Here is a 22,803-nt window from a genome sequence, read left to right as displayed (position 1 = left end):
AAGTGAAACGGCGAGGCGCTTCCGCGCCCGCCGCCTCTTTTCCCCCGGATGACGGTCTTAGGCGACCGCTGCCTCCGGCGCGGTATCCGCCTCGACGTCGCGAAGCACATAGCCGCGACCCCACACCGTCTCGATGTAATTTTCGCCGCCGCACGCCAGCGCGAGCTTCTTGCGCAGCTTGCAGATGAAGACGTCGATGATCTTGAGTTCGGGTTCGTCCATTCCGCCGTACAGGTGGTTGAGGAACATTTCCTTGGTCAGGGTCGTGCCCTTGCGGAGCGATAGCAGCTCGAGCATCGCATATTCCTTGCCGGTCAGGTGAACGCGGCTGCCGTCGACTTCGACGGTCTTGGCGTCCAGGTTCACGGCCAGCTTGCCGGTGCGGATGACCGACTGGCTGTGGCCCTTCGAACGGCGGACGATAGCGTGAATGCGGGCCACCAGCTCGTCACGATGGAACGGCTTGGTGACATAGTCGTCGGCGCCGAAGCCCAGCGCGCGGACCTTTGAATCCATTTCGCCGATGCCCGACAGGATCAGGACCGGCGTCGTCACCTTGGCGGTGCGCAGCTTCTTGAGCACGTCGTAGCCGTGCATGTCGGGAAGGTTGAGGTCGAGTAGGATGATGTCGTAATCGTACAGCTTGCCCAGATCGAGGCCTTCCTCGCCCAGGTCGGTGGTGTAGACGTTGAAGCCCTCCGTGCCGAGCATCAGCTCGATGCTCTTGGCGATGGTCGCCTCATCTTCGATCAGCAATACCCGCATCTGAATCACCCCTGTTAGTCCGCCCGCGATCCGTGCTGGGTGCACGATCTTAACGACGTCTAAGCGTCCATTAACCATGCCCTGTCTGACCGTAAAAGGTTAATAAGGAGTGAAAGGTTAAGATGGGTTCATACCGTTGCGCCTGAGTCACAAGGCGCACGCGGCGTGTTTGCGCCGCGGGCCAACAATTGCCATGGCCGGGGCATGACCTTGGAAGACCTGATCCTGTTCATCGATGGCGAGGCGATTGTCATCGACAAGCCCGCCGGCCTCGCGGTCGATGCGCCGCGCCTTGGCGGGGACAGCATCGAACGGCGGATCGGGGAATTGACGCTGGGCTTCGCTCGGCCGCCCGTCGCCATGCACCGTCTGGACCGCGATACCTCGGGCTGCCTGCTGTTCGCGCGCAACCCGAAGGCCCGCGCCAGATTCCAGCAGGCGTTCGAGCAGGGCGCGGTCGAAAAGACCTACCTTGCGGTGATCGACAAGGAACTGACAGAGGAGGAGGGGACGATCGACCTTCCGGTCGCGAAGTTCTCGACGCCTGCACGCGGGTGGCGAATGGTGGTCGACAAGGGCGGTAAGGACGCGTTGACCCATTGGCGGCGGATCGGCGTGGCGGACGGCCAGAGCCTGGTCGAGTTCAAGCCCGCGACCGGCCGGACCCACCAGATCCGCGTCCATGCCGCCCGTGGGCTGGGCGCGGCGATCGTTGGCGACCCGGTCTATTCGCGTGACGAGGATGACGACGAACCGGGCGAGATGGTTCTGCCCGACAGCGGCATGTTGCTGCACGCCTCGCGCCTCGTCGTCCCGCGCTCCCCGCGCGACCCGATCGATGTGACCGCACCCTTGCCGGAGCGCTTCGGCCGATGGCTGGACTTCGTGGCGTGAGGCCGGAAGACGTCGCCATTCCCGAGGATGCGCTGAGCGAGCGGTTCCTGGCGGCGACGGGTCCGGGCGGCCAGAATGTCAACAAGGTCGCGACCGCCTGCCAGCTGCGCTGCGACGTCTTCAGGCTGGGGCTGAACCCGGACGCCTACCAGCGCCTCAAGGTCATCGCCGGATCGAAGATGACCGCCGGCGGGGAGTTGCTGATCACCGCGCGCCGATACCGAACGCAGGAGGCGAACCGCGAGGATGCGCGGCGTCGGCTGGCGGAACTGATCGCCGAGGCCCATATCGTCCAGGCGAAGCGGCGGCCGACCAAGCCGTCGCGAGCGGCCAAGGCGAAGCGCGTCGACCAGAAGAAGGGCCGAAGCGCGGTCAAGCAGGGCCGCGGAAAGGTGAATTGGGAATGAGCTACGACTTCCGCATCGAAGCGGCCGACAAGCCGACGCTTTACCGTGACTTGTCGAGCGCGCTGCAAGGGCTGGTCGCGGGGGAGAGCGATGGCATCGCCAACATGGCCAACGCCGCCGCGCTGCTGTGGGAAACGCTGCCGGACATTAACTGGGTCGGATTCTATCGCAACGTCGAGGGCGGGCTGGTCGTCGGTCCGTTCCAGGGCCGTCCCGCCTGCATCCGCATCGCCTTTGGCGACGGCGTGTGCGGCACCGCCGCGGCGACCCGCGAAATCCAGCTGGTCGAGGACGTCCACGCCTTTCCCGGCCACATCGCCTGCGACAGCGCATCGAACAGCGAGATCGTCGTCCCGATCATCCGCGACGGCGAATTGCTCGGCGTGCTCGACATCGACAGCCCGACCCTGGCCCGGTTCGACGAGGACGACCGCGCCGGCTGTCTCCGAATCGCCGAGATCATGGCGGGCGCGATCTAGGCGGCTGGCGCGTTCTTTCGGCGGAACAGGCCGTAGATCAGGTAGCCTAGCTTCTGCACCCCGCCGAGGACGACGGAAAAGAACAGGACGACCAGCAGCGCCACCGGGATCGCGGAAGGGCCGTGGACGTACTGATTGTTCCAGGTGACCGTATTCGAACCCGCCACTGCGGCGATGCCGAGCAACAGGAAGATGGGCGTCAGGCCCAGGGCGATCGTGCCGAAGCACTCGCGGTAGGATGGTGTGCGACCCTCGCTTATCAGACTTCCCCTCCCAATGAATCTCAACTCAGCTTGTCGAGTTCCTCGTCGCTGAGGCTGCCGGGCACGATCATGACCGGGCAGGGCAACTTGCCGGCATCATGGCCCGTGAAGTTCGCGACCAGCGGTCCCGGATCGCCGGACGGTGCAGCCCCCAGCACCAGCGCCGCGATATCGTCGCGGGTGCCGACATAAGCGCGGACCACGGTCACCGGATCGCCTTCCTGGACGACGATGTCGATCGACTTGGCGTCGAGAATTTCGCCGACCGAGGCGGTGACGCTGGCTTCGATGCGGAGCCGCTGCTCCTCCTCGATCGCCGCCTGGACGCCGCCCCATTGAACGAAGTCCTGCGGCTGTACGACGGCCAGCACCTCGATCGTGCCGCCGGTTTTCGACGCGCGGCGCGACGCGAAGCGCAGCGCGACGCGCGCTTCGTCGCTGTCGTCGACCACCACCAGATAGGTGCGTGCCATGGAAAGTCCCCTCTGTCGCAAGAACGCTGCGTCAAATGCGCGGCCAAGACAAGCACGGCTTATTTGGTGGAAGGCTTGACCCGACGCACCGCTTTGGCGTTTGTGCCCATCGAGTCTGCCCCTGTTGGAAGTTGCCATGCCGCTCGAACTGAAGATGCCCGCCCTTTCGCCTACGATGGAGGAAGGGACGCTCGCCAAATGGTTGGTCAAGGAAGGCGACAGCGTTTCCAGCGGCGACATCCTGGCGGAAATCGAAACCGACAAGGCGACGATGGAATTCGAAGCGGTCGACGAAGGCACGATCGCCAAGATCCTGGTCCCCGAGGGGTCCGACGGGGTGAAGGTCGGGACGCCGATTGCGGTACTCGCCGGTGAGGGTGAAGATGCCTCTGCTGTGCCTGCTGCGGCGCCGGCCGCCGCGCCCGCCAAGGAAGAAGCCAAGGCGCCCGAGCCCGCACCGCCCGCGAAGGGCGGCGGCGAGACGCCGGCGGCACCCGCCGCACCGGCCGCGCCCGCGCCAAAAGCCGACACCGGCGACCGCATCAAGGCGAGCCCGCTGGCGCGCCGCCTGGCCGAAGCGCAAGGGATCGACCTTTCCTCGTTGACCGGCAGCGGTCCGGGCGGTCGGATCGTCCGTGCCGACCTTGGGGACAAGGCCGGCGGCGCGGCCAAGCCCGCCGCCGCTGCCACGTCCGCGCCAACGGCGGCCCCGGCGCCTGCCGCGGCACCGGTCCAGCCGTTCGAGACCGACATTCCGCACGAGGCCGTCAAGCTCAGCAACATGCGCAAGACGATCGCGCGCCGATTGACCGAATCGAAGCAGCAGATCCCGCACATCTATCTGACGGTCGATGTGCGCCTCGACGCGTTGCTGAAGCTACGTGGCGAACTCAACGCCGGCCTGGCGTCGCGCGGGGTCAAGCTCAGCGTCAACGACATGCTGATCAAGGCGCTCGCTTTGTCGCTGATCGAGGTGCCGGAATGCAATGTCAGCTTCGCCGGCGACACGCTGATCAAGTACAGCCGCGCCGATATATCGGTCGCGGTCAGTATCCCGGGCGGGCTCATCACGCCGATCATCGCGGGCGCCGACAGTAAGGCGATTTCGGCGATCAGCAAGGAAATGGGTGATCTCGCCGGGCGGGCCAAGGAAGGCAAGCTGCAGCCGCACGAATATCAGGGCGGCACCGCGTCGCTCAGCAACATGGGCATGTTCGGCATCAAGCAGTTCGAAGCGGTGATTAATCCGCCACAGGCGATGATCATGGCGATCGGCGCGGGCGAGAAGCGTCCCTACGTCATTGACGACAGCCTGCAGATCGCCAGCATCATGTCGGCGACCGGCAGCTTCGACCACCGCGCCATCGACGGTGCCGATGGCGCGCGGCTGATGAAGGCGTTCAAGGAGTTGTGCGAGTCCCCGCTCGGACTGGTGGCCTGACATGAAGTGGATGACCGCGATCATGATCGGCGCGATCCTGGCGGTCGTCCTGCCGATGTCGCTTGGCGGACGGGACGGCGTCTGGATGACCGGTTGGACCGAAACCTGGACCATTCATCCGATTGCCAGCTCGCCCGGACTCCTGTTTTCGATCCCGGTGTTCCTGATTTCCGCCATCGGCCTGCGATTGTTCTTCAACTGGCACGGCGGCTGAGGCCGGCTTGAGCGAGCGGGTCCCGCATATCCGCGTTACCGCAATGCCCGCCGATACCAATCCTTACGGCGGGATCTTCGGCGGCTGGCTGATGAGCCAGATGGCCCTGGCCGCCGGCAGTCTGGCATCGCGGACAGCCAGGGGAAAATGCGTCGTCGTCGCGGCGAATGACCTGACATTCCCGGGGGCGCCAAGCGTGGGCGACGAAATCAGCATCTATGCGTCGATCGAGCGACGGGGCCGATCGTCGCTGACGATCCGCGCCGACGCCGAAGCGCGCGAGCGCGATGGGGAACGGACGTTCCCGATCGCAGCGGGCACCTTCACCTTCGTCGCGTTGGATGCCGACAACCGGCCGAGGGCGGTGACCGGCTGACGACCTTCGGGATGCGTCGGGGGTTGTTCGGCTTCGTTCGGGTCTTTAGTCGGCAGCTGTTCTGAAGTGGAGAAAGCGATGGCGGACGCCTACGACCTGATTGTGCTCGGTTCGGGACCGGGCGGCTATGTCGCGGCGATCCGCGCCAGCCAGCTCGGCCTCAAGACCGCGATCGTCGAACGCGAAAGCCTGGGCGGCATCTGCCTCAACTGGGGATGTATCCCGACCAAGGCGCTGCTCCGCTCGGCCGAGGTGCTTCACAACATGAAGCATGCCGACGCCTACGGCCTGTCGGCAAGCGAACCCAAGGCTGACCTCGCCAAGGTCGTCGCGCGCAGCCGCGGTGTCGCCAAGCAGCTGAACCAGGGCGTCACCGGCCTGATGAAGAAGAACAAGATCGCGGTTCACATGGGCGTTGGCGAAATCACCGCGCCGGGCAAGATGAAGGTCACCGGTGCCGACGGCAAGGCCGCCGAGCTGAGCGCCAGGCACATCATCGTGGCCACCGGCGCCCGCGCCCGTGAGCTGCCGTTTGCGAAAGCGGACGGCGAACGCGTCTGGACCTACCGCCACGCGATGACCCCGAAGGAAATGCCGACTGAGCTTCTGGTCATCGGCTCGGGCGCGATCGGGATCGAGTTCGCCAGTTTCTACAACGACCTTGGCGCCAAGGTGACGGTGGTCGAAATGCTCGACCGCATCGTCCCGGTCGAGGATTCGGAAATCTCCGCCCAACTCGCCAAGAGCCTGACCAAGCAGGGCATGACCCTGCTGACCGGCGCGGGGGTCGAAAGCCTGTCGAGCGATGGAAAGGGCGTCGCGGCCAAGATCAAGACCGCCGACGGCAAGGTCGCGGAGCAACGCTTCTCGCACTGCATCGTCGCGGTCGGCATCGTGCCCAATACCGAGAACATCGGCCTGGAGAAGCTCGGCATCAAGACGACCAAGGGCCATATCGACACCGACGCGATGTGCCGCACCAACGTCGCCGGCATTTCCGCGATCGGCGACGTCACCGCGCCGCCGTGGCTGGCGCACAAGGCGAGCCATGAGGGGATCATCGCGGTCGAGGCGATCGCGCAGGCTCTCGGCAACAAGGACGTGCACCCGCATGCGATGGACGTCAGGAACATCCCGGGCTGCACCTATTGCCACCCGCAGGTCGCCAGTGTCGGCCTGACGGAGGCCAAGGCCAAGGAAGCCGGCCATGAGGTGAAGGTTGGCAAATTCCCCTTCATCGGCAACGGCAAGGCTATCGCGCTGGGCGAGGTCGAGGGCTTCATCAAGACCGTGTTCGACGCCAAGACCGGCGAACTGCTTGGCGCGCACATGATCGGCGCCGAGGTCACCGAGCTGATCCAGGGCTACACCGTCGGCAAGCAGGCCGAACTGGTCGAGACGGACTTCATCAACACCGTCTACCCGCACCCGACGCTGAGCGAGATGATGCACGAGAGCGTCCTCGCCGCGTATGGGCGCGTTCTTCACATCTAGGTTGTTTGAACCAAATCGACCGGCCGGGGTTCAGCTTTCGCAAACGAGGCAGGAACGATGGCCACCACCGACACCGAGGAACGCGCCGACGTCCGCAAGGACTTTGCCGAAGCGGTCAACATGTCCCCGTCCGAGCTTGAGGCTTGGCTCAAGACCGACGAGAGCAGAGAAGTGGGCTGGAAGGGCGAGGATGGCGATGGCGGCGGCGAAAGCGTCGGGCACGCCAGCGGCCGCCATATCCTGCGCATCAAGGAGAAGAAGGTCGCGGACCTAACCGACGGCGACTACGACCATATGCGCAAGGTCGTCGGCTATGTGCACCGTCACCTGAAGCAGCGACCGGCGGATCCGGAAGGGTCGCGCTGGCGCTACAGCCTGAAGAATTGGGGTCACGACCCGATGAAGAAGTAGGGGACGACATGAAGGGCTATCACGACGACATCGAGAAGCAGACCACCGGCAACGATGATTTCCGGCGGGTGCTTTACACCGGGAAGCACCTTCAGCTGGTGCTGATGACGCTCCAGTCTGGCGAGGAGATCGGGTCGGAGGTCCACAAGGACCGTGACCAATTCTTCCGCTTCGAAGAAGGCGAGGGAACCGTCTTCATCGACGACAACGAGTACAAGGTTGTCGATGGCAGCGGCATCATCGTGCCCGCGGGTTCGCGGCATAACGTCCGCAACTCAGGCTCCGGGCCGCTGAAGCTCTACACCCTTTATGGCCCGCCCGAGCACAAGGATGGCGTCGTCCAGTCGACCAAGGAAGAGGCCGAGCGGCGTCACCACGACGAGGAATGGGACGGCGAGACGACCGAGTAGCCTTCCCGCCCGCTACTCACCAGTCCGGACCGTGGTATGTCAGTTTCTTGCGGTCGGACCCGACATAAGCGTTGGAAAAGGCATTGTCCGCGCGCGCCTGGTGGGCGCTGGCCATGAACCATTGGCGAATGCCAAGGACGATCGATCCCAGCGCAATGCCCATGCCGGCCATGCCGAATGGAAAGTCGAGATACCAGTTCACGCCGATGAACAGGACCCCGAAGCCGACCAGGAAATAATGAATCTTACCCACGCAATGCTTCCCCTACGACACTCGGCACTGGGGCGCTATGCGACGGTCATTGCAAAGAAATCGTGAACAGTCCTGCGGTTGACCTTCGCCCGTCCTACCCGTAAGGGGCCGCCTGTCCGCGCCTCCCGCGATTCTCGCTAGCGGCAAAGGACAAGAGCTGAACATTGCTCCACGACGCGATCCCCGGTGACCGCAAGGCTGCCGGATGGTCGTGCGTTTTTTCGTGGCGCAAAGTAACCATTTGGAAGGTGAAGGCTTCATGCCGACGATTAACCAGCTGATCCGCAAGGGTCGCGACCCGCAGAAGGCCAAGTCGAAGGTCCCTGCGATGGAACAGAACCCGCAGAAGCGTGGCGTTTGCACCCGCGTCTACACGACGACCCCGAAGAAGCCGAACTCGGCGCTTCGCAAGGTGGCCAAGGTCCGCCTGACCAACCAGCGCGAAGTCATCAGCTACATCCCGGGCGAAGGCCACAACCTCCAGGAGCACTCGGTGGTGCTGATCCGTGGCGGCCGTGTGCGCGACCTTCCGGGTGTTCGCTACCACGTGCTTCGCGGCGTGCTCGACACCCAGGGTGTCAAGGACCGTCGTCAGTCGCGCTCGAAGTACGGCGCCAAGCGCCCGAAGTAAGCTGGTTTCGCCGGCCGCGCCGCCCTCGATGGCAGGCGCGCCGCTCTGAAAGGAATATCCTATGTCCCGTCGTCGTCGCCCGGAAAAGCGCGTCATCCTTCCCGATCCCAAGTTCGGGGACATCACACTGTCGAAGTTCATGAATTCGGTCATGCTCGACGGCAAGAAGTCGGTCGCCGAGAGCATCGTGTACGGTGCGCTCGATACCGTCGAGACCCGCCTGAAGAAGGATCCGTTGTCGGTGTTCCACGAGGCGCTGAACAACATCAAGCCGGGCATCGAGGTCCGCAGCCGCCGTGTCGGCGGTGCGACCTACCAGGTGCCGGTCGAGGTGCGCAGCGAGCGCGCCCAGGCGCTGGCCATCCGCTGGCTGATCACCGCCGCCCGTGCGCGGTCGGAAAAGACCATGGCCGGCCGCCTGTCAGGCGAACTGATGGACGCTTCGCAGAACCGCGGCAACGCCGTGAAGAAGCGTGAAGACACCCATCGCATGGCCGAAGCGAACCGCGCCTTCAGCCATTATCGTTGGTAAAGGCCCGCCGGCGCGACCGACGGGTGGCGCTGGTAAATTTCGTACCTATATTCAGGGGGATCGGTTCGCCGGTCCTCCCACATTCGTAAGGAAGCTCTCCCATGGCCCGCAGCCATCCGCTCGAACGTTATCGCAATATCGGCATCATGGCGCACATCGACGCCGGCAAGACGACGACGACCGAGCGCATCCTCTACTACACCGGCAAGTCCTACAAGATCGGCGAAGTGCACGAAGGCACGGCGACGATGGACTGGATGGAGCAGGAGCAGGAGCGCGGCATCACGATCACGTCGGCGGCCACCACCTGCAAGTGGAAGGCTGACGAGGGCAAGGGCCCCGAGCACCTGATCAACATCATCGACACGCCCGGCCACGTCGACTTCACCATCGAAGTCGAGCGTTCGCTGCGCGTGCTCGACGGCGCGGTCGCCTGCTTCGACGGCGTTGCCGGCGTTGAGCCGCAGTCGGAAACCGTGTGGCGCCAGGCCGACAAGTATGGCGTTCCGCGGATGTGCTTCATCAACAAGCTCGACCGCACCGGCGCCAGCTTCGATTATTGCGTCAAGTCGATCGTCGAGCGCCTCGGCGCGACCCCGGCTGTCCTGTATCTCCCGATCGGCATCGAAGGCGGCTTCAAGGGCCTTGTCGACCTGGTCGAGCAGCGCGCGATCATCTGGCTTGAAGAGAGCCTGGGCGCGAAGTTTGAATATCAGGAAATCCCGGAAGAGCTGAAGGCCGACGCCGCCGCTGCCCGCGAGAAGCTCGTCGAGCTCGCCGTCGAACAGGACGACGAGGCGATGGAAGCTTATCTCGAAGGCAATGAGCCGGACGTTGCGACGCTCAAGAAGCTGATCCGCAAGGGTACGCTGTCGATGGCGTTCGTGCCGGTCGTTTGCGGCTCGGCGTTCAAGAACAAGGGCGTGCAGCCGCTGCTCGACGCCGTTGTCGACTACCTGCCGAGCCCGCTCGACGTTCCCGCCATCAAGGGCGTCAAGCTCGACGGCGAAACCGAGGATTCGCGTCCGTCGTCGGACGATGCTCCGTTCTCCGCGCTGGCGTTCAAGATCATGAACGATCCGTTCGTCGGATCGCTCACCTTTGCGCGCATCTATTCGGGCAAGCTCACCAAGGGCGCCTACCTGAACTCGGTGAAGGGCAAGGACGAGAAGGTCGGCCGTATGCTGCTGATGCATGCGAACAGCCGCGAGGACATCGAAGAAGCCTATGCCGGCGACATCGTCGCGCTTGCGGGCCTCAAGGAAACAACGACCGGCGACACGCTGTGTGCGAAGTCGGCGCCGATTATCCTCGAGCGCATGGAATTCCCGGAGCCGGTGATCGAGCTGTCGGTGGAGCCGAAGACCAAGGCCGACCAGGAAAAGATGGGCCTCGCCCTCAACCGCCTGGCCGCCGAGGACCCCTCGTTCCGCGTGTCGACCGACCATGAATCGGGCCAGACCATCATCAAGGGAATGGGCGAGCTCCACCTCGAGATCCTGGTCGATCGCATGAAGCGCGAGTTCAAGGTCGAGGCCAATGTCGGCGCCCCGCAGGTTGCGTATCGCGAGTACCTCAAGAAGCCGGTCGACATCGACTACACCCACAAGAAGCAGTCGGGCGGCACCGGCCAGTTCGGCCGCGTCAAGGTCAAGCTGACCCCGGGTGAGCGCGGCGCGGGCATCATCTTCAAGGATGAGATCAAGGGCGGTAACATTCCGAAGGAATATATCCCGGCGATCGAAAAGGGCTTCCGCGAGACTGCGGCGACCGGCTCGCTGATCGGCTTCCCGATCATCGACTTCGAAATCCTGCTGTATGACGGCGCCTACCACGACGTCGACTCGTCGGCGCTGGCGTTCGAAATCACCGCCCGCGCCGCGATGCGCGAAGCGGCGCAGAAGGCGGGCATCACCCTGCTGGAGCCGATCATGAAGGTGGAAGTCGTGACCCCCGAGGATTACCTCGGCGACGTCATCGGCGACATCAACAGCCGTCGTGGACAAATCCAGGGCACCGACAGCCGCGGCAACGCGCAGGCGGTCGAGGCGCTGGTCCCGCTGGCGAACATGTTCGGTTACGTGAACGAACTGCGTTCGTTCACCCAAGGGCGCGCGCAGTACAGTATGCAGTTCAGCCATTACGACGAAGTGCCGCAGAACGTGGCCGACGAAGTGAAGGCGAAGCTGGCGTAACCTGATTTTTGTGGCTATGGGCGCGCTCGCACATCGGGCGCCCCCGGTTTTTTCAAAGTAGAAGAGGCAAAAATGGCGAAGGCAAAGTTTGAGCGGAACAAGCCGCACTGCAACATCGGCACCATCGGTCACGTCGACCACGGCAAGACGTCGCTGACGGCCGCCATCACCAAGGTGCTGTCGAAGCATGGCGGCGGCGTCGCCGTCGACTTCGCCAACATCGACAAGGCGCCGGAAGAGCGCGAGCGCGGCATCACCATCTCGACCGCCCACGTCGAGTATGAGACCCCGGCCCGCCACTATGCGCACGTCGATTGCCCGGGCCACGCCGACTATGTGAAGAACATGATCACCGGTGCCGCCCAGATGGACGGCGCGATCCTCGTCGTGTCGGCCGCCGACGGCCCGATGCCGCAGACCAAGGAGCACATCCTGCTCGCGGCGCAGGTCGGCGTTCCGACCATGGTCGTCTTCCTCAACAAGGTCGACCAGGTTGACGATCCCGAGCTGCTCGAGCTCGTCGAGCTGGAAATCCGTGAAGAGCTTTCGAAGCGTGGCTTCGACGGTGACAACATTCCGATCGTCGCGGGCTCGGCGCTGGCCGCCCTCGAAGATCGCGATGCCAACATCGGCGAAGACAAGATCATGGAGCTGATGAAGGCCGTCGACGACTGGATTCCGCAGCCGGAGCGTCCGCTCGACAAGCCGTTCCTGATGCCGATCGAAGACGTGTTCTCGATCTCGGGCCGTGGCACGGTCGTCACCGGCCGCGTCGAAACCGGCGTGGTCAAGGTTGGTGAAGAAGTCGAAATCGTCGGCATCAAGGACACCAAGAAGACTGTCGTCACCGGCGTCGAAATGTTCCGCAAGCTGCTCGACCAGGGCGAAGCCGGCGACAACATCGGTGCGCTGATCCGCGGCGTCGGCCGTGAAGAGGTCGAGCGTGGCCAGGTCCTGGCGAAGCCGGGTTCGGTTACGCCGCACACCGACTTCAAGGCGAACGTCTACGTCCTGTCGAAGGACGAAGGCGGCCGTCACACGCCGTTCTTCGCCAACTACCGTCCGCAGTTCTACTTCCGCACGACCGACGTGACGGGCGAAGTGGTCCTGCCGGAAGGCACCGAGATGGTCATGCCGGGCGATAACGTGTCGCTGCAGGTCAAGCTCATCGCTCCGATCGCCATGGACGAGGGCCTCCGCTTCGCGATCCGCGAAGGTGGCCGTACGGTCGGCGCCGGGGTTGTCGGCGAGATCACGAAGTAATATAGGGCGCTCGGCCGCGCGATTCTCTCAAGAGATCGCGCGGCCCGCTTTTCGAGTTTGCACGGGTAAGGCGGCGTTCAGGCCCCTGGGTCTAGGAAGCCGCTGATCCCCGTTTTTTGTTGCCCCAACCGCTTCGGCGGGGACGGGTTTGGCTCTTTCGCATCGGTAGTGGACATGGAAACGCAGAATATCCGGATTCGCCTCAAGGCTTTCGATCACCGAGTGCTCGATCAGGCCACCGGGGACATCGCCGACACCGCTCGGCGCACGGGTGCTCTTATCCGCGGCCCCATTCCGCTGCCGACGCGCATCGAGAAGTTCACCGTCAACCGTTCGCCGCACGTCGACAAGAAGTCGCGCGAACAGTTCGAGGTGCGCACCTACAAGCGGCTGCTCGACATTGTTCAGCCGACGCCCCAGACGGTCGACGCTTTGATGAAGCTCGATCTCGCTGCCGGGGTGGACGTCGAGATCAAGCTGGCTTAAGGGGCTGGCACCGCGGCCAGATTCGGCCGCGCGATTCTTCGGAATCGGAGTGGCGCCTCAGCGGCGCAACATCGGATCAAAGGGATACCGCGGGACGCTTTCGAGCATCCCGGCCTGCGTCCCCCGCATCCTGCTTCGGCAGGAATGGCCCAAGCGGGGCACGTATATTTTCACGGGTCGGCACGCCCTTTCGCGGCATTCGCGGAAGGGCCTCTGTATTGGGAGTGTGGATCATGCGCACTGGCGTGATCGCGAAGAAAATGGGGATGACTCGCCTGTTCCAGGCGGACGGCCGGCACGTTCCGGTAACCGTCCTGCAGCTGGAAGACGTGCAGGTCGTCGCTCGCCGCGAACAAGATAAGGACGGCTACACCGCCGTCGCGCTCGGCGCCGGCAAGGCCAAGGCGAAGAACGTCAACAAGCCGCAGCGCGAAGCGTTCGGCAAGGCCTCGGTCGAGCCCAAGGCTCGCGTCGTCGAATTCCGTGTCGCCGAAGATGCGCTGCTCGATCTGGGCGCGACCATCAGCGCCGATCACTTCGTCGCCGGTCAGCATGTCGACATCCAGGGCGTGACCCAGGGTAAGGGCTTCGCCGGCGCCATGAAGCGCTGGGGCTTCGGCGGTCTGCGCGCGACGCACGGCGTTTCGGTCTCGCACCGCTCGCACGGCTCGACCGGTAACCGCCAGGACCCGGGCCGCGTGTTCAAGAACAAGAAGATGGCCGGCCACATGGGCGCCCGCAACCGTACCCAGCAGAACCTGCTGGTTGTCGGCACGGACGCGGCCCGCGGCCTGCTGTTCATCAAGGGCTCGGTTCCGGGCTCGAAGGGTGGCTGGCTGACGGTCACCGACGCGATCAAGCTGCCGCGCAACGAGAACGTCCCCTATCCGGCGGGCCTGATCGTCAAGGGCGAGAAGATCGAAGAAACCCCGCTGGGCCTGGTCGATGAGGCCGCGGTCGAAGCGCTGCCGGTGATGCCGAGCGACGAGGAAGTCGCCGCGATCGCCGCCGAGCAGGAAGCGGGCGCCCAGGCTGACGCCGCGGAAAACAATGATGCCGGTTCGGCCGAGGGTGAGACCCCCGCCGCCGACGAGAGCAAGGAAGGCTAAGCGATGAAGGTCAAGGTTCAGACCCTCGACGCCAAGGCGGGTGGGGACATCCAGCTGGACGACGCCGTGTTCGGTGTCGATCCGCGCGCGGACATCCTGCACCGCGTCGTGACGTGGCAGCTGCTCAATCGTCGCGGCACCGCCCGCGGCGCCCGTGAGCGTTCGGATGTTGCCCGCACGGGCAAGAAGTTCGGTCGCCAGAAGGGCGGCGGTACGGCTCGTCACGGCGATCGCCGTGCACCGATCTTCATCGGCGGTGGCAAGGCTCACGGCCCGCGGGTCCGCGAGTTCACCGCGAGCCTCAACAAGAAGATCCGCGCGCTCGGCCTGAAGATGGCGCTGTCGGCGAAAGCCCAGGGCGGTCAGCTGGTCGTTCTCGACAACCTCGACATGGGCGAGGACGCCAAGACCAAGGCGCTCAAGGCGAAGCTCGGCAAGCTGGGCTTCGGCAAGACCGCGCTGGTGATCGACGGTGACGCGCTCAACGTCGGCTTCGCCCGCGCTTCGTCCAACCTCGAAGGCGTCAACCTGATGCCGGCGGTCGGCGCGAACGTCTATGACATCATGCGCCACGAGACGCTGGTCCTGACCCGCGCCGCGGTCGAAAAGCTGGAGGCCCGGTTCAATGGCTAAGAAGCCTGCCACCAAGACGGTCGAGAACCGTCACTACGACGTCGTCCTGGCGCCCTACATCACCGAAAAGTCGACCATGGTGTCGGAATATAATGCGGTGGTGTTCAAGGTCGCCGGAACCGCGTCCAAGCCGCAGATCAAGGAAGCGATCGAGGCCATCTATGGCGTCAGCGTCAAGGGCGTGAACACGCTCGTGGCCAAGGGCAAGTCCAAGCGCTGGAAGGGCCAGGCCTACAAGCGTTCGGACGTCAAGAAGGCGATCATCACCCTCGCCGAGGGTGACTCGATCGACATTACGAGCGGGATCTAACCGATGGCACTGAAGCAATATAAGCCGACCAGTCCGGCCCGCCGCGGCCTGATCCTCGTCGACAAGTCGAGCCTTTGGAAGGGCAAGCCCGTCAAGTCGCTGACCGAAGGTAAGCGCAAGACCGGCGGCCGCAACAACAAGGGCCATGTGACCTCGCGCGGTATCGCCGGCGGTCACAAGCAGAAGTATCGCATCATCGACTTCAAGCGTCGCACGTGGGACGTCTCGGCCACCGTCGAGCGCCTGGAATATGACCCGAACCGTTCGGCGTTCATCGCGCTGGTGACGTACGAGGGCGGCGAGCAGGCCTACATCCTCGCGCCGCAGCGCCTCGCGCCGGGCGACAAGGTTGTCGCCGGCAAGAAGGTCGACGTGAAGCCGGGCAACGCGATGGAAATCGGTCAGATGCCGGTCGGCACGATCGTTCACAACGTCGAGCTGAAGCCGGGCAAGGGTGGCCAGATCGCCCGCGCCGCCGGCACCTACGTTCAGGTCGTCGGCCGCGACAAGGGCATGGTCATCGTTCGCCTGAACTCGGGCGAGCAGCGCTATGTCCGCTCGGACTGCATGGCGACCGTCGGTGCGGTGTCCAACCCGGACAACGGCAACCAGACGTTGGCCAAGGCCGGTCGCGTTCGCTGGCTGGGCCGCCGTCCGCTGACCCGCGGTGTCGCCAAGAACCCGGTCGACCACCCGCACGGCGGTGGTGAAGGCCGGACCTCGGGCGGCCGTCACCCGGTCACCCCGTGGGGCAAGCCGACCAAGGGTGCGCGCACCCGCCACAACAAGGCGACGGACAAGTTCATCATCCGTAGCCGCCACGCGAAGAAGAAGGGCTAAACGATGGCTCGCTCCATTTGGAAAGGTCCGTTCGTCGAGCTGTCGCTCCTGAAGAAGGCGGAAGCCGCTCAGGAAACGACGAAGCGCGCGCCGATCAAGACCTGGTCGCGCCGCTCGACCATCCTGCCGCAGTTCGTCGGCCTGACCTTCAATGTCTACAACGGCCGCAAGTTCGTGCCGGTGTCGGTCAACGAGGACATGGTCGGCATGAAGCTGGGTGAGTTCGCGCCGACGCGTTATTTCCCCGGCCACGCGGCCGACAAGAAGGGTAAGCGCTAATGTCGAAGCCCGCATCCCCCGCAAGGTCGGTGACAAGGAAGCGCTCGCCGTCGGCACGATGATCCGTGGCTCGGCGCAGAAGCTCAACCTGGTCGCGGGCCTGATCCGCGGCCGCAAGGTCGAAGAAGCCCTCAACATCCTGAAGTTCAGCCCGAAGGGCATGGCGACGGATGTGTACAAGGTGCTGGCCTCGGCCGTCGCCAACGCCGAAAACAACCACAACCTCGATGTCGACGCGCTCGTCGTCGCCGAGGCGTCGGTCGGCAAGTCGATCACCATGAAGCGTTTCGCGACCCGCGCGCGTGGCCGCTCGACCCGTATCGAGAAGCCGTTCAGCCGCCTTCGCGTTGTCGTTCGCGAGCAGGAAGAAGCGTAATGGGTCAAAAATCCAACCCCGTCGGCCTGCGTCTGCAGATCAACCGCACCTGGGACAGCCGTTGGTTCGCCGAAGGCCAGGCCTATGGCAAGCAGCTGCTGGAAGATCTCAAGATCCGCCAGTACATCATCAAGACGCTGCCGCAGGCCGCGATCTCGAAGGTGGTGATCGAGCGTCCGGCCAAGCTGTGCCGCGTGTCGATCTATGCCGCGCGCCCCGGCGTGATCATCGGCAAGAAGGGCTCGGACATCGAGAAGCTCAAGGCGAAGCTCGCCAAGATGACTTCGTCGGACGTCAGCCTGAACATCGTCGAAATCCGCAAGCCGGAAGTCGATGCGCGCCTCGTCGCGCAGGGCGTCGCCGACCAGCTCGAACGCCGCGTCGCGTTCCGCCGTGCCATGAAGCGCGCGGTGCAGTCGGCGCTGCGCCTCGGCGCGGAAGGCATCCGCATCACCTGCGCCGGCCGTCTCGGCGGCGCGGAAATCGCCCGGACCGAATGGTACCGCGAAGGCCGCGTTCCGTTGCACACGCTGCGCGGTAACGTCGACTATGCCGAAGCGCAGGCGCACACCGCTTACGGTGTCTGCGGCGTCAAGGTGTGGGTCTTCAAGGGCGAAATCCTGGGTCACGACCCGCTCGCGCAGGACCGCCTCATGATGGAAGCGCAGACTTCGGGCGTCCGCCCGATGCGCGACGATCGTCGCTAAGGAACTAGAAGATGCTGCAACCTAAACGCACCAAGTTCCGCAAGGCCTTCAAGGGCCGCATCCACGGCAACGCCAAGGGTGGCACCGAACTGAACTTCGGCGCCTTTGGCCTGAAGGCCATGGAGCCGGAGCGGATCACCGCGCGTCAGATCGAGGCGGCCCGCCGCGCGATCACGCGTCACATCCGCCGTCAGGGCCGCTTGTGGATCCGCATTTTCCCGGACGTCCCCGTGTCGTCGAAGCCGGCCGAAGTCCGCATGGGCTCGGGTAAGGGTTCGCCGGAATTCTGGGTCGCCCGCGTCAAGCCCGGCCGCATCCTGTTCGAGCTCGACGGTGTTCCCGGCCCGCTGGCCAAGACCGCCTTCGAGCGCGCCGCTGAGAAGCTGCCGATCAAGGTCAAGGTCGTCGCCCGCCTGGGTGAAACGCTGGTCGTGGAGGACTAATCATGGCGGCTAAGGAAAATCTGTCGGTGAAGACTGATGACCAGCTGGCTACCCAGCTTGGCGAATTGAAGCGCGAGCAGTTCAACCTGCGCTTCCAGTCGGCGACCAACCAGCTCGAAAAGCCGAGCCGCGTGCGCGAAGTTCGTCGCACCATCGCCCGGATCAAGACGCTCCAGACCCAGCGCGCCAGCGCTGCGTCGAAGGCGTAAGGAGACTATTGAGATGCCAAAGCGCGTCCTCACCGGCACCGTGGTGTCCGACAAGGGTGACAAGACCATCGTGGTCCGCGTCGAACGTCGGGTGAAGCACCCGCTGTACGGCAAGATCATCAAGCTGTCGAAGAAGTACCACGCCCACGACGAGGCCAATGCCTACGCCACCGGCGAACAGGTTCGCATTCAGGAATGCGCGCCGATTTCGAAGAACAAGAGCTGGACCGTGCTTGACCGCATCGGCGCCGCCCAAGCGGTGGCCGTCGAACTGCGCGACGACACGGTTGCAACCCCGACCCCGGCCGAAAAGCCGGCCAAGGCGACCAAGGGTAAGGCCAAGGCCGAGCCCGCGGCCACCGACGCTTAACAGGAAGGACTGACCCATGATTCAGATGCAGTCCAACCTCGAGGTTGCGGACAACAGCGGCGCCAAGCGCGTCCAGTGCATCAAGGTGCTCGGCGGCTCCAAGCGCCGGGTGGCCGGCGTCGGCGACATCATCGTCGTCTCGGTCAAGGAAGCCCAGCCGCGCGGCCGTGTGAAGAAGGGCGACGTTCACCGCGCCGTCATCGTCCGCACCGCAAAGGACATCCGCCGTCCGGACGGCTCGGTCATTCGTTTCGACACGAACGCCGCCGTCCTGGTCAACAAGAACGAAGAGCCGATCGGCACCCGTATTTTCGGCCCGGTGGTTCGCGAACTGCGCGCGAAGAAGCACATGAAGATCATCAGCCTCGCGCCGGAGGTGCTGTAACATGTCGGCTGCGAAAATCCGCAAGGGTGACAAGGTCATCGTTCTGTCCGGCAAGGACAAGGGCAAGACCGGCGAAGTCACCGTTTCGATGCCCAAGGACGGCAAGGTCGTCGTGGCGGGGGTGAATGTCGCCACCCGTCACCGCAAGGCGACCCAAGTCAATCCGCAGGGCGGCCTGGAGCGCAAGGAAGCGCCGCTGCACGTTTCGAAGGTCGCGATTGTCGACCCCAAGGACGGCAAGGCGACCCGCGTGCGCTTCGAGACGTCGAAGGACGGCAAGAAGGTTCGCGTTGCGGCGCGTTCCGGGGAGAAGATCGATGGCTAAGGCCGACAGCAACAAGGCGTACACGCCGCGTCTGCGCCAGGATTACGACGATCGCATCGCCAAGGCGATGACCGAGAAGTTCGGGTACAAGAATGCTCTTGAAATCCCGAAGCTCGAGAAGATCGTGATCAACATGGGCGTCGGCGAGGCGACCCAGGACAAGAAGAAGGTCGAGCAGGCCGCGGCCGAGATGGAAAAGATCTCGGGCCAGAAGCCGGTCATCACCAAGGCGAAGAAGTCGATCGCGCAGTTCAAGCTGCGTGAAGGCATGCCGATCGGTTGCAAGGTCACCCTGCGCCGCGAACGCATGTACGAGTTCCTCGACCGCCTGGTGACCATCGCCCTGCCGCGCGTCCGCGACTTCCGTGGCCTCAACGCCAAGTCGTTCGACGGCCGCGGCAACTACGCAATGGGTCTCAAGGAACAGATCGTGTTCCCCGAGATCAACTATGACCAGATCGACAAGGTCCGGGGCATGGACATCATCATCACCACGACCGCGAAGACGGACGAGGAAGCGCGCGAACTGCTGCGCCTCTTCAACTTCCCCTTCCCGGCCGACGAACAGAAAGAAGCCGCGTAAGCGGCGCCTGGAGAACTTAAGTCATGGCGAAACTGAGTTCCGTGAACAAGAACGAGCGTCGCAAGAAGCTCGTCGCGAAGACCGCGGCGAAATATGCGAAGCTCAAGGCGAAGGCGAATGATGAATCGGTCGACGAGACCGAGCGTCTGATCGCGCGCCTGAAGATGGCCGAGTTGCCGCGTAACGGCAACGCGACCCGCATCCGCAACCGCTGCGAACTGACCGGACGGTCGCGCGGCTTCTATCGCAAGTTCCGCCTGTCGCGGATCATGCTTCGGGAAATGGGCAACAAGGGCCTGATTCCCGGTCTCACCAAGTCGAGCTGGTAAGGGCACGCTATGCCGATGACCGATCCCTTGGGTGATATGCTCACCCGCATCCGCAACGGCCAGCAGGCGCGCAAGGATTCGATCCTGACGCCCGCGTCGAAGCTGCGCGCCAATGTGCTCGACGTGCTTCAGCGCGAAGGCTACATCCGCGGATATTCCGAAGAGCAGCTCGCCGGCCAGAAGGGCCTGCGCATCGAGCTCAAATATTTCGAAGGCCAGCCGGCGATCCAGCATCTCGCTCGGATCTCGAAGCCGGGCCGCCGCGTCTATTCGGGTTCGCAGGATCTCCCGCGTATCCGCAATGGCCTTGGCATGACCATCGTTTCGACGCCTCGCGGCGTTCTGTCGGACGCGGAAGCGCGCGACCAGAACGTCGGCGGCGAAGTGCTGGCGGAGGTGTTCTAATGAGCCGCATCGGTAAAAAGCCGGTCGCGATCCCGTCGGGCGTCACTGCCTCGATCGATGGGTCGACCCTGACCGTGAAGGGCCCGAAGGGCTCGCTCAGCATGCCGCTGATGGACGACCTCGTCTCGTACAAGGTCGAAGACAGCCAGATCAGCGTCCAGCCGATCACCCAGGCGCAGCGCAATCGCGCGGCGTGGGGCATGCAGCGCACCAACGTCCAGAACCTGGTGACCGGTGTCACCGAAGGTTTCTCGAAGGTGCTTGAGATCACCGGCGTCGGCTACCGCGCGCAGGCCCAGGGCAAGACCCTGAAGCTGCAGCTCGGCTACAGCCACGACGTGAACGTCGATGTTCCGGAAGGCCTGGAGGTCAAGACCCCGGACAACACGACCGTCGAGATCAGCGGCATCGATCGCCAGAAGGTCGGCCAGCTGGCCGCCGAGATCCGCCGCTGGCGCAAGCCGGAGCCTTACAAGGGCAAGGGCATCAAGTATCGCGGCGAGTTCATCTTCCGCAAAGAAGGCAAGAAGAAGTAAGCCATGGCTAAACTCTCTCTCTTCGATCGCCGCCGGCGCCGTGTCCGCACCGCGCTTCGTGCGCGCGCTTCGGGCAAGCCCCGCCTGTCGGTCCACCGTTCGGGCAAGCACATTTACGCCCAGCTCATCGACGATGCCGCCGGCAAGACGATTGCCGCTGCTTCGACGCTGGACAAGGACCTCAAGAAGGCCACTGGCTCCGCGACCCGCGATGCCGCGGCTTCGGTCGGCAAGGCACTCGCCGAGCGGGCCAAGAAGGCCGGTGTGTCGGCGGTCGTGTTCGACCGTGGCGGTTTCCTTTTCCATGGCCGGGTGAAGGCCCTGGCCGATGCCGCCCGCGAAGGCGGATTGGAGTTCTAAATGGCTGACGAAAACGAAACCCCGCAGGTCGCCGACGCGGCGCCCGAGGCGACCGAAGCAGCCCCGACCGAAGGCCGTGGCCCGCGCGGTCCGCGTGGCGGCCGTGGTGGCGGCAACCGCGACGGACGTGGTGGCGGCCGTGGCCGTCGCGACGACCGCCGTCCGCGTGAGGACGACGGCGAAGAGCTGATCGAGAAGCTGGTCCACATCAACCGCGTCTCGAAGACCGTGAAGGGCGGCAAGCGCTTCGGTTTCGCCGCGCTGGTCGTGGTTGGCGACGGCAAGGGCCGCGCCGGCTTCGGTCACGGCAAGGCCCGCGAAGTGCCGGAAGCCATCAGCAAGGCGACAGCCGCCGCCAAGAAGGCGATGGTTCGCGTTCCGCTCAAGGACGGCCGCACGCTTCACCATGACGGTCTCGGCCACTTCGGTGCCGGCCGCGTCACGGTCCGTACCGCTCCGGCGGGTACCGGCATCATCGCCGGCGGTCCGATGCGCGCCGTGTTCGAAAGCTTGGGCGTTGCCGACGTGGTGACCAAGTCGGTCGGCACGTCAAACCCCTACAACATGATCCGCGCCACGTTCGAGGCGCTTAAGGATCAGACCAGCCCCCGTTCGGTTGCTCAGCGCCGTGGCAAGAAGGTCAGCGACCTTCTCGGCCGTGGCGGCTTGAACCAGGCCGAAGCGGAAGCGGCCGCTGAAGCGGTCACGGAGTAAGCATCATGGCGAAGATCAAGATCACGCAGACGGGTTCGCCGATCCGCCGTCACAAGACGCAGCGGGCGACCCTAGTCGGTCTCGGCCTCAACAAGATGCACCGCACGGTCGAGGTCGAAGCGACCCCGGAAGTGATGGGCCAGGTGCGCAAGGTCGCTCACCTGATCAAGGTCGAGAATTAATCACCCAAGTATAGGGGCGGCGGACTTCGGTTCGCTCGCTTCTGGCGCGACAAAAGCGAAAGCGAGTGCACTGACATGACGATCAAACTCAACGAACTCCGCGACAACGACGGCGCCCGCAAGGGTCGCGTCCGTGTCGGCCGTGGCATCGGTTCGGGCCTGGGCAAGACCGGTGGCCGTGGCCAGAAGGGCCAGAAGAGCCGCTCGGGCGTGTCCATCAAGGGCTTCGAAGGCGGCCAGATGCCGCTGCACATGCGGCTGCCGAAGCGCGGCTTCAACAACATCTTCGCCAAGGATTTTGCCGAGGTGAACCTGGGCGCGATCCAGAAGCTGGTCGATGCCAAGGCGCTCGACGGCAAGGGCACGATCGACCATGCGGCGCTCAAGGCCGCCGGTGTCGGTCGTGGCGGCAAGGACGGCGTCCGCATTCTCGGCAAGGGCGATTTCTCCGCCAAGCTGAACTTCAAGGTCGCCGGCGTGTCGAAGGGCGCGCGCGAAGCGATCGAAAAGGCCGGCGGTTCGGTCGAACTGATCGAGCGCAAGGTTCCCTCGGAACTGGCCGCTGCCAAGAAGGGCAAGGCCCGCGAAGCGCGCCTCGCCGACAAGGCGGCCAAGTCGGGCAAGAAGGCCTGACCTGCCTTTTGCGCGGTTCGGGGGCTTCGCAAGCCGAGAACGCACACTATATCGGGCGGCGGGGGGCCTCGGTCCGTCGTCGCCCGTT

The 22,803-nt window shown here is 64.4% G+C and carries 37 protein-coding genes and 1 pseudogene; 34 read left to right on the top strand and 4 right to left on the bottom strand.

The annotated features are described in order from the left end of the window. Positions 1-57: 57 nt before the first annotated feature. Complete coding sequence (gene ctrA / locus H9L12_RS08660; RefSeq protein ID WP_187541399.1) at positions 58-765, bottom strand: response regulator transcription factor CtrA; 708 nt, start codon at positions 763-765, stop codon at positions 58-60. Between the two features lie 204 nt (positions 766-969). Between ctrA and H9L12_RS08655 the strand changes: the two genes are divergently transcribed. Genes H9L12_RS08655 through H9L12_RS08645 form a run of 3 tightly spaced genes read left to right on the top strand, consistent with a single transcriptional unit; the run spans position 970 to position 2,545 of the window. After that, positions 970-1,659, top strand: a complete 690-nt coding sequence (locus H9L12_RS08655) for an RluA family pseudouridine synthase (RefSeq protein ID WP_187541398.1) — start codon at positions 970-972, stop codon at positions 1,657-1,659. Continuing rightward, entirely contained in the window at positions 1,638-2,066 is a 429-nt protein-coding gene (gene arfB / locus H9L12_RS08650; RefSeq protein ID WP_187541397.1) for an alternative ribosome rescue aminoacyl-tRNA hydrolase ArfB, read from the top strand. Before H9L12_RS08655 ends, arfB begins: the two co-directional genes overlap by 22 nt. Next, positions 2,063-2,545 carry a GAF domain-containing protein gene (locus tag H9L12_RS08645; RefSeq protein ID WP_187541396.1) on the top strand — a complete coding sequence of 161 codons (483 nt, stop codon included), beginning with the start codon at positions 2,063-2,065 and terminating at the stop codon, positions 2,543-2,545. Before arfB ends, H9L12_RS08645 begins: the two co-directional genes overlap by 4 nt. Here H9L12_RS08645 and H9L12_RS08640 read toward each other — a convergent pair. Further along, entirely contained in the window at positions 2,542-2,832 is a 291-nt protein-coding gene (locus H9L12_RS08640; RefSeq protein WP_187541395.1) for a hypothetical protein, read from the bottom strand. The two genes, H9L12_RS08645 and H9L12_RS08640, sit on opposite strands and share 4 nt — an antisense overlap. Next, the gene (locus H9L12_RS08635; protein ID WP_187541394.1) at positions 2,829-3,281 is read right to left on the bottom strand and encodes a universal stress protein; all 453 of its coding nucleotides are present in this window, start codon (positions 3,279-3,281) and stop codon (positions 2,829-2,831) included. The genes H9L12_RS08640 and H9L12_RS08635 overlap by 4 nt, the downstream gene beginning before the upstream one ends. A 136-nt stretch (positions 3,282-3,417) precedes the next feature. Between H9L12_RS08635 and H9L12_RS08630 the strand changes: the two genes are divergently transcribed. From H9L12_RS08630 to H9L12_RS08605, 6 genes are all read left to right on the top strand, one after another. Beyond that, positions 3,418-4,722: a pyruvate dehydrogenase complex dihydrolipoamide acetyltransferase gene (locus H9L12_RS08630; protein ID WP_187541393.1), complete on the top strand. Its 1,305-nt coding sequence runs from the start codon at positions 3,418-3,420 to the stop codon at positions 4,720-4,722. A 1-nt stretch (position 4,723) separates the two neighbouring features. Next, positions 4,724-4,936: a hypothetical protein gene (locus tag H9L12_RS08625; RefSeq protein WP_187541392.1), complete on the top strand. Its 213-nt coding sequence runs from the start codon at positions 4,724-4,726 to the stop codon at positions 4,934-4,936. Positions 4,937-4,943: 7 nt separating this feature from the next. Further along, complete coding sequence (locus H9L12_RS08620) at positions 4,944-5,312, top strand: acyl-CoA thioesterase (protein WP_246450309.1); 369 nt, start codon at positions 4,944-4,946, stop codon at positions 5,310-5,312. A 78-nt stretch (positions 5,313-5,390) separates the two neighbouring features. Then, entirely contained in the window at positions 5,391-6,806 is a 1,416-nt protein-coding gene (lpdA, locus tag H9L12_RS08615) for a dihydrolipoyl dehydrogenase (RefSeq protein ID WP_187541391.1), read from the top strand. Positions 6,807-6,863: 57 nt separating this feature from the next. Then, positions 6,864-7,217 (top strand): DUF3140 domain-containing protein, encoded by a 354-nt coding sequence (locus H9L12_RS08610; RefSeq protein WP_187541390.1) that lies wholly within the window; start codon positions 6,864-6,866, stop codon positions 7,215-7,217. A gap of 8 nt (positions 7,218-7,225) precedes the next feature. After that, on the top strand, positions 7,226-7,627 hold the full coding sequence (locus H9L12_RS08605) for a cupin domain-containing protein (protein ID WP_187541389.1): 402 nt from the start codon (positions 7,226-7,228) through the stop codon (positions 7,625-7,627). 16 nt (positions 7,628-7,643) lie between these two features. Here H9L12_RS08605 and H9L12_RS08600 read toward each other — a convergent pair whose 3' ends face one another. After that, a complete protein-coding gene (locus tag H9L12_RS08600; RefSeq protein ID WP_187541388.1) occupies positions 7,644-7,880 on the bottom strand; it encodes a hypothetical protein in 237 nt (78 codons plus the stop codon). Between the two features lie 259 nt (positions 7,881-8,139). Between H9L12_RS08600 and rpsL the strand changes: the two genes are divergently transcribed. From rpsL to rplO, 25 genes and pseudogenes are all read left to right on the top strand, one after another. Next, entirely contained in the window at positions 8,140-8,511 is a 372-nt protein-coding gene (gene rpsL / locus H9L12_RS08595; RefSeq protein WP_187541387.1) for a 30S ribosomal protein S12, read from the top strand. 61 nt (positions 8,512-8,572) lie between these two features. Beyond that, on the top strand, positions 8,573-9,043 hold the full coding sequence (gene rpsG, locus H9L12_RS08590; protein ID WP_187541386.1) for a 30S ribosomal protein S7: 471 nt from the start codon (positions 8,573-8,575) through the stop codon (positions 9,041-9,043). Between the two features lie 101 nt (positions 9,044-9,144). Beyond that, entirely contained in the window at positions 9,145-11,238 is a 2,094-nt protein-coding gene (fusA, locus tag H9L12_RS08585; RefSeq protein WP_187541385.1) for an elongation factor G, read from the top strand. A gap of 72 nt (positions 11,239-11,310) precedes the next feature. Next, positions 11,311-12,501, top strand: a complete 1,191-nt coding sequence (gene tuf, locus H9L12_RS08580) for an elongation factor Tu (RefSeq protein ID WP_187541384.1) — start codon at positions 11,311-11,313, stop codon at positions 12,499-12,501. 174 nt (positions 12,502-12,675) lie between these two features. Then, the gene (gene rpsJ, locus H9L12_RS08575) at positions 12,676-12,987 is read left to right on the top strand and encodes a 30S ribosomal protein S10 (protein ID WP_028969184.1); all 312 of its coding nucleotides are present in this window, start codon (positions 12,676-12,678) and stop codon (positions 12,985-12,987) included. A 233-nt stretch (positions 12,988-13,220) separates the two neighbouring features. Beyond that, positions 13,221-14,096: a 50S ribosomal protein L3 gene (gene rplC, locus H9L12_RS08570; protein WP_187541383.1), complete on the top strand. Its 876-nt coding sequence runs from the start codon at positions 13,221-13,223 to the stop codon at positions 14,094-14,096. 3 nt (positions 14,097-14,099) lie between these two features. Then, positions 14,100-14,729 (top strand): 50S ribosomal protein L4, encoded by a 630-nt coding sequence (gene rplD, locus H9L12_RS08565; RefSeq protein WP_187541382.1) that lies wholly within the window; start codon positions 14,100-14,102, stop codon positions 14,727-14,729. Then, complete coding sequence (locus H9L12_RS08560; RefSeq protein WP_187541381.1) at positions 14,722-15,039, top strand: 50S ribosomal protein L23; 318 nt, start codon at positions 14,722-14,724, stop codon at positions 15,037-15,039. The genes rplD and H9L12_RS08560 overlap by 8 nt, the downstream gene beginning before the upstream one ends. 3 nt (positions 15,040-15,042) lie before the next feature. Continuing rightward, the gene (rplB, locus tag H9L12_RS08555) at positions 15,043-15,879 is read left to right on the top strand and encodes a 50S ribosomal protein L2 (protein WP_187541380.1); all 837 of its coding nucleotides are present in this window, start codon (positions 15,043-15,045) and stop codon (positions 15,877-15,879) included. 3 nt (positions 15,880-15,882) lie between these two features. Next, positions 15,883-16,158: a 30S ribosomal protein S19 gene (rpsS, locus tag H9L12_RS08550; protein ID WP_187541379.1), complete on the top strand. Its 276-nt coding sequence runs from the start codon at positions 15,883-15,885 to the stop codon at positions 16,156-16,158. Then, positions 16,158-16,534 (top strand): annotated as a pseudogene (gene rplV / locus H9L12_RS08545) (50S ribosomal protein L22). The gene rpsS and the pseudogene rplV overlap by 1 nt, the downstream one beginning before the upstream one ends. Further along, positions 16,534-17,241: a 30S ribosomal protein S3 gene (gene rpsC, locus H9L12_RS08540; RefSeq protein WP_187541377.1), complete on the top strand. Its 708-nt coding sequence runs from the start codon at positions 16,534-16,536 to the stop codon at positions 17,239-17,241. The pseudogene rplV and the gene rpsC overlap by 1 nt, the downstream one beginning before the upstream one ends. Before the next feature lie 11 nt (positions 17,242-17,252). Continuing rightward, complete coding sequence (gene rplP / locus H9L12_RS08535; protein WP_187541376.1) at positions 17,253-17,684, top strand: 50S ribosomal protein L16; 432 nt, start codon at positions 17,253-17,255, stop codon at positions 17,682-17,684. Between the two features lie 2 nt (positions 17,685-17,686). Next, the gene (gene rpmC / locus H9L12_RS08530; protein ID WP_187541375.1) at positions 17,687-17,893 is read left to right on the top strand and encodes a 50S ribosomal protein L29; all 207 of its coding nucleotides are present in this window, start codon (positions 17,687-17,689) and stop codon (positions 17,891-17,893) included. 13 nt (positions 17,894-17,906) lie between these two features. Continuing rightward, on the top strand, positions 17,907-18,263 hold the full coding sequence (gene rpsQ / locus H9L12_RS14470; protein WP_187541374.1) for a 30S ribosomal protein S17: 357 nt from the start codon (positions 17,907-17,909) through the stop codon (positions 18,261-18,263). Between the two features lie 16 nt (positions 18,264-18,279). After that, positions 18,280-18,648, top strand: coding sequence for a 50S ribosomal protein L14 (gene rplN, locus H9L12_RS08520; RefSeq protein ID WP_187541373.1), 369 nt, complete (start codon positions 18,280-18,282; stop codon positions 18,646-18,648). A 1-nt stretch (position 18,649) separates the two neighbouring features. Further along, complete coding sequence (gene rplX, locus H9L12_RS08515; protein WP_187541372.1) at positions 18,650-18,973, top strand: 50S ribosomal protein L24; 324 nt, start codon at positions 18,650-18,652, stop codon at positions 18,971-18,973. Continuing rightward, entirely contained in the window at positions 18,966-19,556 is a 591-nt protein-coding gene (rplE, locus tag H9L12_RS08510) for a 50S ribosomal protein L5 (protein WP_187541371.1), read from the top strand. The genes rplX and rplE overlap by 8 nt, the downstream gene beginning before the upstream one ends. A gap of 23 nt (positions 19,557-19,579) precedes the next feature. Further along, positions 19,580-19,885, top strand: a complete 306-nt coding sequence (gene rpsN, locus H9L12_RS08505; RefSeq protein ID WP_187541370.1) for a 30S ribosomal protein S14 — start codon at positions 19,580-19,582, stop codon at positions 19,883-19,885. 9 nt (positions 19,886-19,894) lie between these two features. Further along, complete coding sequence (rpsH, locus tag H9L12_RS08500; protein WP_187541369.1) at positions 19,895-20,290, top strand: 30S ribosomal protein S8; 396 nt, start codon at positions 19,895-19,897, stop codon at positions 20,288-20,290. Next, entirely contained in the window at positions 20,290-20,826 is a 537-nt protein-coding gene (rplF, locus tag H9L12_RS08495; protein ID WP_187541368.1) for a 50S ribosomal protein L6, read from the top strand. The genes rpsH and rplF overlap by 1 nt, the downstream gene beginning before the upstream one ends. A 3-nt stretch (positions 20,827-20,829) precedes the next feature. Continuing rightward, on the top strand, positions 20,830-21,186 hold the full coding sequence (rplR, locus tag H9L12_RS08490; protein WP_187541367.1) for a 50S ribosomal protein L18: 357 nt from the start codon (positions 20,830-20,832) through the stop codon (positions 21,184-21,186). After that, positions 21,187-21,900, top strand: a complete 714-nt coding sequence (gene rpsE, locus H9L12_RS08485; protein ID WP_187541366.1) for a 30S ribosomal protein S5 — start codon at positions 21,187-21,189, stop codon at positions 21,898-21,900. It abuts the gene before it with no gap. 5 nt (positions 21,901-21,905) lie between these two features. Continuing rightward, on the top strand, positions 21,906-22,082 hold the full coding sequence (rpmD, locus tag H9L12_RS08480; RefSeq protein WP_187541365.1) for a 50S ribosomal protein L30: 177 nt from the start codon (positions 21,906-21,908) through the stop codon (positions 22,080-22,082). A gap of 81 nt (positions 22,083-22,163) precedes the next feature. Beyond that, a complete protein-coding gene (gene rplO, locus H9L12_RS08475; RefSeq protein WP_187543230.1) occupies positions 22,164-22,715 on the top strand; it encodes a 50S ribosomal protein L15 in 552 nt (183 codons plus the stop codon). Positions 22,716-22,803 lie beyond the last annotated feature (88 nt).

This window comes from Sphingomonas rhizophila, from assembly GCF_014396585.1.
Taxonomy (GTDB): Bacteria; Pseudomonadota; Alphaproteobacteria; order Sphingomonadales; family Sphingomonadaceae; genus Sphingomicrobium; species Sphingomicrobium rhizophilum.
The sequence above is the reverse complement of the archived record's forward strand: the minus strand, read 5'-3'. Positions and strand labels throughout refer to the sequence as shown.